This window comes from Pseudomonas sp. NFPP02 (assembly GCF_900119355.1).
GTDB lineage: Bacteria > Pseudomonadota > Gammaproteobacteria > Pseudomonadales > Pseudomonadaceae > Aquipseudomonas > Aquipseudomonas paracarnis.
This window is the reverse complement of sequence record NZ_FPJI01000001.1, coordinates 169261-182450: the sequence shown is the minus strand read 5'-3', so window position 1 is coordinate 182450 and position 13190 is coordinate 169261. Positions and strand designations below refer to the sequence as shown.

The 13190-nt window shown below is 60.5% G+C and carries 13 protein-coding genes; 7 read left to right on the top strand and 6 right to left on the bottom strand.

The features are described 5' to 3' along the window. Positions 1-110 precede the first annotated feature (110 nt). Positions 111-560, top strand: a complete 450-nt coding sequence (locus BT204_RS00815; RefSeq protein WP_072445580.1) for a c-type cytochrome — start codon at positions 111-113, stop codon at positions 558-560. A 6-nt stretch (positions 561-566) separates the two neighbouring features. Here the strand turns inward: BT204_RS00815 and BT204_RS00810 are convergent, their stop codons facing one another. The 5 genes from BT204_RS00810 to BT204_RS00790 form a co-directional block, all read right to left on the bottom strand. After that, a complete protein-coding gene (locus tag BT204_RS00810) occupies positions 567-962 on the bottom strand; it encodes a DUF1090 domain-containing protein (RefSeq protein ID WP_034129072.1) in 396 nt (131 codons plus the stop codon). A gap of 37 nt (positions 963-999) precedes the next feature. After that, on the bottom strand, positions 1000-2664 hold the full coding sequence (gene ligB / locus BT204_RS00805; protein WP_072445579.1) for an NAD-dependent DNA ligase LigB: 1665 nt from the start codon (positions 2662-2664) through the stop codon (positions 1000-1002). Positions 2665-2759: 95 nt separating this feature from the next. Next, on the bottom strand, positions 2760-3110 hold the full coding sequence (locus BT204_RS00800; RefSeq protein WP_014720281.1) for a DUF1090 family protein: 351 nt from the start codon (positions 3108-3110) through the stop codon (positions 2760-2762). 212 nt (positions 3111-3322) lie between these two features. Further along, entirely contained in the window at positions 3323-4513 is a 1191-nt protein-coding gene (gene metK, locus BT204_RS00795; protein WP_003194964.1) for a methionine adenosyltransferase, read from the bottom strand. A 19-nt stretch (positions 4514-4532) separates the two neighbouring features. Beyond that, entirely contained in the window at positions 4533-5528 is a 996-nt protein-coding gene (locus tag BT204_RS00790; protein WP_054899040.1) for an ArsR/SmtB family transcription factor, read from the bottom strand. A 259-nt stretch (positions 5529-5787) separates the two neighbouring features. On the opposite strand from BT204_RS00790, the gene tkt reads away from it, so the two are divergent. The 6 genes from tkt (at position 5788) to fba (ending at position 12152) form a co-directional block, all read left to right on the top strand. After that, positions 5788-7785 carry a transketolase gene (tkt, locus tag BT204_RS00785; protein WP_034128906.1) on the top strand — a complete coding sequence of 666 codons (1998 nt, stop codon included), beginning with the start codon at positions 5788-5790 and terminating at the stop codon, positions 7783-7785. Positions 7786-7923: 138 nt separating this feature from the next. Continuing rightward, the gene (epd, locus tag BT204_RS00780; protein ID WP_003194958.1) at positions 7924-8979 is read left to right on the top strand and encodes an erythrose-4-phosphate dehydrogenase; all 1056 of its coding nucleotides are present in this window, start codon (positions 7924-7926) and stop codon (positions 8977-8979) included. A gap of 17 nt (positions 8980-8996) precedes the next feature. Continuing rightward, on the top strand, positions 8997-10160 hold the full coding sequence (locus BT204_RS00775) for a phosphoglycerate kinase (RefSeq protein ID WP_003194956.1): 1164 nt from the start codon (positions 8997-8999) through the stop codon (positions 10158-10160). 31 nt (positions 10161-10191) lie between these two features. Continuing rightward, entirely contained in the window at positions 10192-10419 is a 228-nt protein-coding gene (locus tag BT204_RS00770) for a hypothetical protein (RefSeq protein WP_003194953.1), read from the top strand. A 60-nt stretch (positions 10420-10479) separates the two neighbouring features. After that, entirely contained in the window at positions 10480-10812 is a 333-nt protein-coding gene (locus tag BT204_RS00765; RefSeq protein ID WP_054898180.1) for an MliC family protein, read from the top strand. A gap of 275 nt (positions 10813-11087) precedes the next feature. Beyond that, on the top strand, positions 11088-12152 hold the full coding sequence (gene fba / locus BT204_RS00760) for a class II fructose-bisphosphate aldolase (RefSeq protein ID WP_003177554.1): 1065 nt from the start codon (positions 11088-11090) through the stop codon (positions 12150-12152). Between the two features lie 311 nt (positions 12153-12463). On the opposite strand, the gene BT204_RS00755 is transcribed toward fba, so the two are convergent. Then, a complete protein-coding gene (locus BT204_RS00755; RefSeq protein ID WP_003194947.1) occupies positions 12464-13129 on the bottom strand; it encodes a polysaccharide lyase family 7 protein in 666 nt (221 codons plus the stop codon). Positions 13130-13190 lie beyond the last annotated feature (61 nt).

Sequence of the window (13190 nt, the reverse complement as noted above, 5' to 3'; positions counted from 1 at the left end):
GATTGCCCGCGCTTCACTGCATCCGGGCAACCTTATTATTAATAGGGCTATTGGTCTTTGTGGGCGGTGCGAGGATACTGGCCGCCGTTTCCCGTGACCTTGAAGCCATGATGATGTTAAAAAAACTGACCGTTGTATCGCTGGCCTGCCTGGCTTTGTCTGCCTGTGGCGGTGTTGATCCCAATTCCCCCCTGGGCCAGCGCAAGGCGATCTTCAAGCAGATGCTCAAGACCGGTGAAGACCTGGGCGGCATGCTGCGCGGACGTATCCCATTTGATGGCGCCAAGTTCGCCGAGGGTGCGGTCAAGCTGGATGCGTTGTCCCATGAACCGTGGAAACATTTCCCGAGCGTACGCGAAGAAGACCACACCAGTGCCAAAGATGATGTGTGGCAAAAACAGGCGCAGTTCCAGCAACTGGCCCGCGAACTTGAGGCGGCCACCGGTGAATTGGTGATCGCCAGCCAGGTGCAACCTTATAAAGCCAGTAGCCTTCAACCTGCGGTGCAAAAAGTTGAAGATGCCTGTAGCGCCTGCCATAAACAGTTCCGCGATCATTGATCGGTTTTACTGGTCGAGTTCTTCCACTGCGTCCTGCAGCTCTTTACGCGAGTCGGCCAGTTTCTCCTTACGCTTGTTGATCTTGTCCGGGTCGCCTTTTTTCATGGCTTTGTCGAGGTCGGCCTGACGGCGGCTGACTTCGTGCTTGGCGTCGAGCACCTTGTTTTCACGTTCTTTCTTCAAGCCGGCATCGGTGCAGTGGGCGGTAACTTCGGCCAGGGCTTTTTCCAGGCCAGCCTGTTGCGCGCTGTTGCCGTGGGCCTTGGCTTGTTCGATCTGGCTGCTGATGGCCTGGCGCTTGGCGGCGCAGCCGGTGAGGGGTTGTGCGTCTTCGGCGGCCAACAGCGGCGTGGCCATGAAGCTCGCGAAGGTCAGCAAGGCAAAGGGGGCGAGAAATTTCATATAAGACTCCAGGTTCGCAATCAGGTGGCGGAGGGGATCAAAACCCATCTATCCCGGCTCCGCGTAATGTTTCAGCCAAGGCTTGTACCTGCGGGTCGCGAAAAAAAGCGCTGAGTTGCGCCGCGCGTCCCGGGCCGATGCCATCTGAGGCCAGCCAGGCTTGAGTGTCTTTGGCGACCAGCGTCTGCCAGTCTCCTTCCAGGTTGTTGCGCGCCGCCGGCGGCACGCCCAAGGCCTTGAGCCATAGTGAAAAAGGGCGTTGCCGGGCGCTTTGAATACTGTCGAGCACCCGCGCACGGGTACGCTCGCCTAAGCCCTCAATGGTAGCAAGCTCGGCCGCATCAAGTGTCAACCAATCGAGAAAGCCTGCGATTAGACCGGCCTGGATCAATACGTTCCAGGTTTCGCGCCCCATGTGGGGCAAGGCCAGGCCGTGTTTACCGCTCAGCCAGGTGAGGCGGGCGAGCAGTTGGTCTTCGCAGCCAGGGTCCAGTTGCCAGCAGCTCAAGGCGTGGAAGTCTTGAGCGTTGGGTACCTGCACGTCCACGCGTGTCTCGTTGCGCAGGATCACCTCGTCCAGTCGCGGTATGACCTGGCCCGCCAGGCTGATCGACACGTGATCGCCGGGGCGGATATCCAGGGCTTGCCAGCGTTTCAGGGAGCCGACGCTCACTCGGCTGATCTGCCGATCATCCAGCCGTACGGGCTCCAATTCGAGGATAGGTGTAATACGCCCGGTACGTCCCACCCTGAACTCGACCTTGCGCACCAGGGCCAGTGCCTTGATAGCCGGGTACTTCCAGGCAACCGACCAGTAGGGCGCACTGGCTTGCCAGCGCTCGGCGGGCGCTCGCGCAGCCTGGTGCAGCACCACGCCGTCGCTGGCGAAGGGTAATGGCGCGTTGTACCAATGCGTGCGCCAATGCGCAGCTTCGCTGATGGTGCTGACGGGTTGGCTGTACTGTTGGCTATCGGTGAAGCCCCAGCGCGCCAAGGTGGCCAGGTGTTCGGTGAAATCCGTCGGGCCGTCTGGCCACGCCCAGACGAACAGGCCGATCCCGGCAGCCTCGGCATCGCTCAACCGACGACGGTTCATCAGGCCAGCCACTTTGCTGCGTGCATTGAGCCCGCCCTTGAGCGATTGCACATGGTGGTTGAGGCGCCAATAGAGTTCGCCTTGCAGCACCACATCAACGGCGTCGGGCAACTGTTGGACAATGCCGGGGATCTTGGCGGCGGAGGCTGACCAATCGTGGCCAAGCAGGCCGTCGCCCCGACTGATGAGCTGATGCAAGCGGCCCTTGCGATACACCAGTGTCACCGCAACGCCATCGACCTTGGGTTGAACCCAGACATTCCGTCGAGTGCTGAGCCAGTCACTGACGGCGGGCTCGCTCGGCAGCTTTTGCAGGCCAGTGTGTGCGACCGGGTGAGGTAAGGTACCGCGCGCACTGGCCAGCGGGTTATCAGGCTTGGGTGTCTGCTCGCGAGTGCATTCTTGCCAATGCGCCAGGCGTCTGCGGGCCTGGTCGTAGAGCTCATCGCTGATCAGGGCTTGGCCCTGTCGATGGTAGCTGTCGTCCCACTGCTGGATTTGCCTGGACAGGGTTTCCAGCTGTGAGTGAACGTCATCGGGGCAGGTTTCGGCCCAGGCCCAGGCTGGTACGGCGCTTATGAGAACAGCCAGTAATACGTGCATCATGAGCATCCTTGCTCGAAAAGGGGGGCCAGCCTAAGTGATCCGCGCGCCCACAAAAAAGCCCCGACCGAGCGGGGCTTTTTACCGGGTATTTCTGTTTACTTGAACAGGCCGCCCAAGGCCTTCACAGCATCATTGTTTTCAGCCTTGGCCTGCTGCTTCTGCTGCTTGGCGTCGACTTTTGCCTGGCTGTCGGCGAGTTTGTTGCAAGCTTTGTTGACCTGCTCCAGCGCAGCCTCATACGCCCGCACTTTCAGCAGATCGTTCTTGGCATTGGCCGCGTCGATCTTGGCTTGCAGGTCTTTGGGTTGCTGCTGGCAGTCGCCGGCATTGCCGCCACCGAGCTGGGCACTCAGGGCGCCGCTCAGAGCGTTCAGGTCAGCGGCCTGGGCCGACAGGGTGAACAGGCTGAGCAGAAGGGCGGCAGGGGCGAGCGTGGAAATGCGCATGAAAACCTCAATGTTCGATTGCCTGCGCGCTTATCCATCCCGGGCGGGCGCAGTGCAATATCCAAATAAGGTGAAGGGCCCGAGAGGGCGCGGATTCTAGTGGGCCATCATTTGGCCTGCAAGCCTTGGATCCAAAAAAGCCTGAAGTGGTCCTGCAGGCAACAAAAAGCCCCGCCAGGCAGACCTGGCGGGGCTCTATTTACCGCGAACGATTACAGGCCGGCGGCGGTACGCAGGTCGTTGGCGCGGTCGGTTTTTTCCCAAGTGAAGGTGCTGAAGGTGTCATCACCCACAGTCTTCTGCGCAGGGGTGCGGCCGAAGTGGCCGTAGGCTGCGGTTTCCTGGTACATCGGGTGCAGCAGGTCGAGCATGGTGGTGATTGCGTAAGGGCGCAGGTCGAAGATCTCACGCACCAGCTTGACGATCTTGTCATCGCTGATCTTGCCGGTGCCGAAGGTGTTCAGCGAGATCGACGTAGGCTGGGCCACGCCAATGGCGTAGGAAACCTGGATTTCGCAGCGCTCGGCCAGGCCGGCAGCCACGATGTTCTTGGCCACATAACGACCGGCGTAAGCCGCAGAACGGTCAACCTTGGAAGGGTCCTTGCCGGAGAATGCACCACCGCCGTGACGGGCCATGCCGCCGTAGCTGTCGACGATGATCTTGCGGCCGGTCAGGCCGCAGTCGCCCACGGGGCCACCGATGATGAACTGGCCGGTCGGGTTGATGTGGAACTGGGTGTCCTTGGTCAGCAGTTCGGCAGGCAACACGTGCTTGACGATCAGTTCCATCACGCCTTCACGCAGGTCGGCGTAGGACACGTCTGGGTTGTGCTGGGTCGACAGTACGACGGCGTCGATGCCCACGACTTTGCCGCCTTCGTAGCGGCAGGTCACCTGGGACTTGGCGTCAGGGCGCAGCCATGGCAGTACGCCGGATTTACGCGCCTCGGCCTGGCGTTGTACCAGCTGGTGCGAGAAGGTGATCGGCGCGGGCATCAGTACGTCGGTTTCGTTGCTGGCGTAGCCGAACATCAGGCCTTGGTCGCCGGCGCCCTGGTCTTCAGGCTTGGCCCGGTCAACGCCCTGGTTGATGTCCGGGGACTGCTTGCCGATGATGTTCATCACACCGCAGGTTGCGCCGTCAAAGCCGACGTCGGAGCTGTTGTAGCCAATGTCGGTGATCACGTCACGCACGATCTGCTCGAGGTCGACCCAGGCAGTGGTGGTAACTTCGCCGGCGATGATCGCCACGCCCGTTTTCACCAGCGTCTCGCACGCCACACGGGCGAACTTGTCTTCAGCGATGATAGCGTCCAGCACCGCGTCAGAAATCTGGTCGGCGATTTTGTCCGGATGCCCTTCAGACACGGACTCGGAGGTGAAAAGGGAGTATTCGCTCATCTCGATGTTTTCCTGATATTTACCGATGGTGAGTGTCGCCAGCCGGTCGCTGAAAATGGCGGACCTGAATCTGGAAACCATTACGTAAACCTACATAGAGGCTTTCCCCGGGAACGAGTCCCGCAGCGGTGGCCCAACGGGCCAGATCGTCCTGTTCAAAACCCAGCCAGAGATCACCGCAGGCCTCCTTGGCCCAATTCTGGTTGTGGCTGCATAAATCCGTAACCAGCAGGCTACCGCCGGGGTGCAGCAACCCGGCCATTTGCTTGAGAGCTTCTGCCGGTGCGGCGAAATGGTGCAAGACCATGTTCAGCACCACGCAATCGGCTCGCAGGCCGGTGTCACTCAGGGCGTCGGCCAGCTGCAGGCGCACATTGCCCAAGGCTTCGCGCTCACAGAGTTGACGCGCCAGTTCAAGCATCGCCGGGCTGTTATCCAGCGCGGTGACCTGCTCGAAGCGACGCGCCAGTTCGGGCAGGAAACCGCCGTCGCCAGGGCCGACTTCCAAGGCCGTGGCCTCTTCACTGAAGCTCAGCTTGTCCAGCAGCGCCAGTACGCTTTCGCGATACTGGGCCAAGCCGGCGATCAGATCCTGCTGGGCGCGAAACTTATCGGCCACCCGTGAGAAAAAATCCTGGCTGGCGGCGGCGCGTTGCCCGTGCACCTGGCCGATACGCGATTGCACATCGCCGGGCAGGCACAAGTTATCCACTTCTTCGAGCAGGGCAGCGTGCAATTTGCCGCCAAGCAGTTCGGTATGGGGCAGTGCACGCCGGTAGAAAATCGCATTACCTTCGCGACGGGTGGCCACCAGGTCGGCCTGGGCCAGCACCTTCAAATGGTGGCTCATGCCGGACTGGCCGATGGCAAAGATCTGCGCCAGCTCCAGTACCCCGAAAGAATCGTTGGCCAGTGCGCGCAGTACGTTCAAGCGCAACGGATCGCCAGCGGCCTTGCACAAGGCAGCCAGTTCATCGCCGTCGTCAGGACGCAGGGAGGGCACGGGTAGGTTCATAAGGCCAGCAGTCTAGTGACGGGTGTAGATCCTCGCAAGGCCAATATCAAAAAGTTTTGATATTGAACGATAAGTGGCGGTTATAAGCTGTCGCTATAACCTTTAGACGAACCGGTTAAAGGTTTCTGCAAGGGATTGATGCCCAAAGCACAGGAAAAACGCCCTCAAGTGACTATCTGTCATTGCCCGCAGGCGGTGGCTGAGGGAAAATGCCGGTCCTTTTTTCCGTTTCTTTTCAGCAAACTCCAGGAGATCAGCGATGCCCAGCCGTCGTGAGCGTGCCAACGCCATTCGTGCCCTCAGCATGGATGCCGTGCAAAAAGCCAACAGCGGCCATCCCGGTGCCCCGATGGGCATGGCGGATATCGCCGAGGTACTTTGGCGTGACTACCTGAAACACAACCCGAGCAACCCGTCTTTCGCCGACCGTGACCGCTTCGTGCTGTCCAACGGCCACGGCTCGATGCTGATTTATTCGCTGCTGCACCTGACCGGCTACGATGTCACCATCGACGACCTCAAGAGCTTCCGTCAGCTGCACAGCCGCACCCCGGGCCACCCGGAATTCGGCTACACCCCGGGCGTCGAGACCACCACCGGTCCCCTGGGCCAAGGCCTGGCCAATGCGGTTGGTTTCGCCCTGGCGGAAAAAGTCCTGGGCGCGCAGTTCAACCGTCCTGGCCACGACATCGTTGACCACCACACCTACGTATTCCTGGGTGATGGCTGCATGATGGAAGGCATCTCCCACGAAGTCGCTTCCCTGGCCGGTACCCTGGGCCTGGGCAAGCTGATTGCGTTCTACGATGACAACGGCATCTCCATCGACGGTGAAGTCGAAGGCTGGTTCACCGACGACACGCCAAAGCGTTTCGAAGCCTACAACTGGCAGGTGATCCGCAACGTCGACGGCCACGATCCGGAAGAAATCAAGATCGCCATCGACACCGCTCGCAAGAGCGCGCAGCCAACCCTGATCTGCTGCAAGACCACCATCGGTTTCGGCTCGCCGAACAAGCAAGGTAAAGAAGATTGCCACGGCGCCCCGCTGGGTGACGCGGAAATCGCCCTGACCCGCGAAGCACTGAAGTGGAACCACGGCCCGTTCGAAATCCCGGCAGACATCTACGCCGAATGGGATGCCAAGGAAAAAGGCCTGGCGGCTGAATCCGAGTGGGACCAGCGTTTCGCTGCGTACTCCGCCGAATTCCCTGAATTGGCCAACGAGCTGGTACGCCGCCTGGCCGGTGACCTGCCTGCCGACTTCTCGGAAAAGGCCTCGGCCTACATCGCTGAAGTCGCGGCCAAGGGCGAGACTATCGCCAGCCGTAAAGCCAGCCAGAACACCCTGAACGCCTTTGGCCCGTTGCTGCCTGAGTTCCTCGGCGGTTCGGCTGACCTGGCCGGTTCCAACCTGACCCTGTGGAAGGGTTGCAAAGGTGTCTCGGCCGAAGACGCCAGCGGCAATTACATGTACTACGGCGTGCGCGAGTTCGGCATGAGCGCCATCATGAACGGCGTGTCCCTGCACGGCGGCCTGGTGCCATACGGCGCGACCTTCCTGATGTTCATGGAATACGCACGTAACGCCGTACGTATGGCCGCGCTGATGAAGAAGCGCGTGATCCATGTCTACACCCACGACTCCATCGGCCTGGGCGAAGACGGCCCGACGCACCAGCCGGTCGAGCAGTTGACCAGCCTGCGCACCACGCCGAACCTGGATTGCTGGCGCCCAGCCGACGCGGTGGAATCCGCCGTGGCCTGGAAGCACGCTATCGAGCGCAAGGACGGCCCTTCGGCGCTGATCTTCTCGCGTCAGAACCTGCAGCACCAGGTGCGTACCGACGCGCAGATCGCCGACATCAGCCGTGGCGGTTATGTGCTCAAGGACTGCATCGGCGAGCCGGAGCTGATCCTGATCTCCACCGGTTCCGAAGTGGGCCTGACCGTTCAGGCGTACGACAAGCTGACCGAGCAAGGCCGCAACGTTCGCGTTGTGTCCATGCCGTGCACCAGCGTGTTCGAAGCCCAGGACGCCGGCTACAAGCAATCGGTGTTGCCGTTGCAGGTCAGTGCGCGTATCGCCATCGAGGCGGCTCACGCCGACTACTGGTACAAGTACGTGGGCCTGGAAGGCCGTGTGATCGGCATGACCACCTACGGTGAGTCGGCGCCGGCGCCAGCGTTGTTCGAAGAGTTCGGTTTCACCCTGGAAAACATCCTGGGTCAGGCTGAAGAGTTGCTGGAAGACTAAGTCAGTCTGCGTTGTCTGTACTGGCGCCATCGCGGGCAAGCCCGCTCCCACATTTGGATCACGGTCCACTGTGGGAGCGGGCTTGCCCGCGATGGCGCCAGTACATTCATCACTGAACTAACCTTGATCGAGAACCCCATGCCCCAACCGCGTCCCTACAAAGTTGCACTCAACGGCTACGGCCGCATTGGTCGTTGCGTCTTGCGTGCTCTGTTCGAGCGAGGGGCGGCGGCCGGGTTTGAAATTGTCGCGATCAATGATTTGGCCGACATGGCCAGCATCGAATACCTGACACGCTTTGACTCCACCCACGGCCGCTTCCCTGGAGAAGTGCGGGTTGAAGGCGATTGTCTGCATATCAATGGCAACTGCGTGCAAGTGTTGCGCAGTGCCACCCCCGAAGGCATCGACTGGAAAGCACTGGGCGTCGACCTGGTGCTGGAATGCTCCGGTGTCTATCACACCCGTGCCGATGGCCAGCGCTTTCTCGACGCCGGCGCCCCGCGTGTGCTGTTTTCCCAGCCGATGGCCAGCGAGGCGGATGTCGACGCGACCATCGTCTACGGCATCAACCAGGATTGCCTGACCGGCGATGAGCTGCTGGTGTCCAACGCGTCGTGTACCACCAACTGCAGCGTGCCGTTGTTGCGCCTGCTGGACCAGGCGATCGGCCTGGATTACGTGTCGATCACCACGATTCACTCGGCGATGAACGACCAGCCGGTCATCGACGCCTATCACCACGAAGACCTGCGCCGCACGCGTTCGGCGTTTCAGTCAGTGATTCCGGTGTCCACCGGCCTGGCGCGCGGCATCGAGCGACTGCTGCCGGAACTTGCCGGGCGAATCCAGGCCAAAGCCGTACGGGTGCCGACGGTGAATGTGTCTTGCCTGGATATCACCATGCAAACCGTCAGTGACACTGACGCGGCCGAGGTCAACCGAATCCTGCGCGACGCCGCCACCAGCGGCCCGCTCAAAGGTCTGTTGGCCTACACCGAGTTGCCCCACGCCAGTTGCGATTTCAACCATGACCCGCATTCGGCGATTGTCGATGCCAGCCAGACCCGCGTTTCCGGCCCCAGGCTGGTGAACATCCTGGCCTGGTTCGACAACGAATGGGGCTTTGCCAACCGCATGCTGGATGTTGCCGAACACTATCTGCACATCGCTTCTAAACAACCTCAACAGTAATTCAGGAACTGCGACCCATGACCGTGTTGAAGATGACCGACCTCGATCTGCAAGGTAAGCGCGTACTGATCCGCGAAGACCTCAACGTCCCCGTCAAGGACGGTGTTGTCACCAGCGATGCGCGAATCCTGGCCTCGCTGCCGACCATCAAGCTGGCCCTGGAAAAAGGCGCGGCCGTGATGGTCTGCTCCCACCTGGGTCGCCCGACCGAAGGTGAGTTCTCCGCCGAAAACAGCCTCAAGCCGGTCGCCGAGTACCTGAGCAAGGCCCTGGGCCGTGACGTGCCATTGGTCGCAGACTACCTGGGCGGCGTGGACGTGAAAGCCGGCGATATCGTGTTGTTCGAAAACGTGCGCTTCAACAAGGGCGAGAAAAAGAACAGCGACGAACTGGCCCAGCAATACGCCGCCCTGTGCGACGTGTTTGTGATGGACGCGTTCGGCACCGCCCACCGCGCCGAAGGTTCGACTCACGGCGTGGCCAAGTTCGCCAAGGTCGCCGCGGCGGGCCCGTTGCTGGCTGCCGAGCTGGATGCGCTGGGCAAGGCCCTGGGCGCTCCGGCCCAACCGATGGCGGCCATTGTTGCCGGCTCCAAGGTATCCACCAAGCTGGACGTGCTCAACAGCCTGAGCCAGATCTGCAACCAACTGATCGTCGGCGGCGGCATTGCCAATACCTTCCTGGCCGCTGCCGGCCACCCGGTGGGCAAGTCCCTGTACGAGCCAGACCTGCTCGACACCGCCCGCGCCATCGCCGCCAAGGTCAGCGTGCCGTTGCCGGTGGACGTGGTGGTTGCCAAGGAATTCGCGGAAAGCGCCGCGGCGACCGTCAAGCTTATCGCTGACGTGGCCGACGACGACATGATCCTGGACATCGGCCCACAAACGGCGGCCAACTTCGCCGAGCTGCTCAAGGCATCCCAGACTATCCTGTGGAATGGCCCGGTGGGCGTATTCGAGTTCGACCAATTCGGCAACGGCACCAAAGTGCTGGCTAAAGCGATCGCTGAAAGCTCGGCGTTCTCCATCGCTGGCGGTGGCGATACCCTGGCGGCTATCGATAAATATGGTGTGGCTGATCAGATCTCCTACATTTCTACCGGTGGCGGCGCTTTCCTTGAGTTCGTCGAGGGCAAGGTGTTGCCAGCCGTGGAAGTGCTGGAAACCCGAGCCAAAGGTTAAGGCTCGCGTGATCAGGAAAAGGAGCGTTCCCATGATCAAGTCGTTGGCACTGGTGATCGCAGCGGGCCTGTTGGCCGGCTGCGGCAGCACACCCAGCGCGGCGCCGGAGGCGGATAACGCCAAGGCACCGTTGAGAAAAAGCTGTTACCAGGCTGACTGGCAAGCCGAGACCATGCCGGTGATCAACAAGCGCATCGGCAACGAACGGCTGGAGAAATACGACTCCGCGCCCAACGGTCAGGAACAGGGTTGCCCATGACGGGTCTGATCCACTAACCGATAGCAACGGTGGCCCCAGGTCGCCCTGCGAGGATTGGCAATGAAAGGCGTTTTCGCCCTGGCAGCCCTGGCCCTGTTGGCCGGCTGCAGCAGCATGAACCTGTTCGACAAGGCAGAGCCAGCCGACAAATGGACCACCTGGACCTGCGACAGCAAAGCCGAGGTCAACTGGCGCTTTGCCAACCAGGCCCGCTCCGAAGTGGATGTACGCCTCGGCGGTTCGGACCAGGTTTACCGTCTCAAGCAAGAGGTAGCCGCTTCGGGCGTGCTGTACAGCGACGGCCAGTTAGCGTTTCACACCAAAGGTGAGGAAGGCCTGGTTTACTGGGTAGCGACGGATGATTTGATTGGGCGCGGCTGCAAAGCCAACTGAGAATACGATCTGAAGTCCAATGAGATCAAAATGTGGGAGCTGGCTTGCCTGCGATTGCGGTGGGTCAGCAAAGCCAATATCGACTGGTTCTCCGCCATCGCAGGCAAGCCAGCTCCCACATTGACCTGCTTCACAGTGGCACTAGCGCTAAGCCGCACCAGCAATAACGATTCAGCAGCTCAAGCTCAACCCCTTGATCTGCAATAACTTGAATAGCAGCCGCCGCTACGGCAGGCTTGCACGATTAACGACCCTCGACCGGGAGAGACAACACAATGGCACTTATCAGCATGCGTCAAATGCTGGACCACGCAGCCGAGTTCGGCTACGGCGTCCCAGCCTTTAACGTCAACAACCTTGAGCAGATGCGCGCCATCATGGAAGCCGCTGACAAGACCGACTCCCCAGTGATCGTCCAGGCTTCGGCCGGTGCGCGCAAATACGCTGGCGCCCCGTTCCTGCGTCACCTGATCCTCGCCGCCATCGAAGAATTCCCGCACATCCCGGTGTGCATGCACCAGGACCACGGCACCAGCCCTGACGTGTGCCAGCGCTCGATCCAACTGGGCTTCAGCTCGGTGATGATGGACGGCTCTCTCGGCGAAGACGGCAAGACTCCAACCGACTACGAGTACAACGTACGCGTCACCCAACAAACCGTGGCCATGGCGCACGCCTGCGGCGTTTCGGTTGAAGGCGAGCTGGGCTGCCTGGGTTCGCTTGAAACTGGCATGGCCGGCGAAGAAGACGGCATCGGCGCCGAAGGCGTGCTGGACCATAGCCAGATGCTGACCGACCCGGAAGAAGCCGCCGACTTCGTCAAGAAGACCCAGGTCGACGCCCTGGCCATCGCCATTGGCACCAGCCACGGCGCCTACAAGTTCACCAAGCCACCTACTGGCGACGTGCTGGCCATCGACCGCATCAAGGAAATCCACAAGCGCATCCCTAACACCCACCTGGTGATGCACGGTTCTTCCTCGGTACCGCAAGAGTGGCTGGCGATCATCAACCAGTACGGCGGCGACATCAAAGAAACCTACGGCGTACCGGTTGAAGAAATTGTCGAAGGCATCAAGTACGGCGTGCGCAAGGTCAACATCGACACCGACCTGCGCCTGGCATCCACCGGTGCGATGCGTCGCCTGATGGCTACCAACCCGAGCGAGTTCGACCCACGTAAATTCTTCGGCGCCACTGTGACGGCGATGCGTGATGTGTGTATCGCACGTTATGAAGCGTTTGGTACTGCGGGTAATGCTTCGAAGATCAAACCGATCTCGTTGGAAGCAATGTACCAGCGGTATTTGAAAGGTGAGTTGAACGCTAAGGTGAACTAAGCCTCAAGTGTTAATAAAAGCCCGCAGCGATGCGGGCTTTTTTATGGACACCATTTAATCAACTTGCAGATGAAGCGCCGAAACCACGGCCTTCTTTGGCTTGTCGCAACGGTGCTGAGCACCCACACCGGACCTTGAGCCGACGCACGGTCAATGTGGGAGCCGGGCTTGCCCGCGATGGCAGTGTGTCAGGCGCCGAGGATATTGGCTGATACGCCGCCATCGCGGGCAAGCCCGGCTCCCACAGGGTGCAACGGTGTGTTTAAGACTTTGGGTTTATCTGGGAAAAATCCTGTGTCTCACGGGACGATTCATTCGTGATCAATATCCAATTTCGCAAACGTCACCCGCGCACCCTCATTGGTGTCGCCCGTATTGTCCTGCACATACACCCCCGCCTTGAAGTACAACGGCTTGTCGCCCCATGCCGCGCCAATCCGTTCATTCCACTCACTGTCAGCGGCATACACGCTCAGCAGCCCGGCTTTGTTGAGGTTGATCACGTAGGTGAAGCTCTTCTGCAGTGGCACATTGGAGGCGACGATGATCACCTGGCTTTCGGCCTCGTCCGGGCGCATGCGCACTTTGGCGACGATGTTGCCGGTCTGGGTTTTCTCCTTGAATTGGTACTCCAGCTTGATCAGCGGTTTCTGGCTGTCGTAGGCATGGATCTGGCCGATCACGATCTTGCCGGAGGAGGGCACCTGGTTGACGGTGAGGGTGGCGCGCAGGAAGTTGTCGGCCTCGGGGTAGGTCCAGTTACGCAGGCGGCCGTCGGCGTAGGTTTCGCGCAGTTCGCTGCGTGGGTAGATGGCGTTTTCGGTGCGCGAGCCCGTCACAGGTGTCCAGAACTGCACGTCGCTGCCTTCGGCCTGGAAGTATTGATCGTTGAAGCCGCTCAGCAGCCTTGGCGTTTCAATGGTCGTGGGTGGGGAGCCGACCGGAATGCTCAGGTTCCAGGTGGAAAGGTCGATCATGGTGTTGGCCTTTTTACAGAGGGTGTAGGCATTGGCCCAAAGGGCCTTCCAGGTTCTTTAT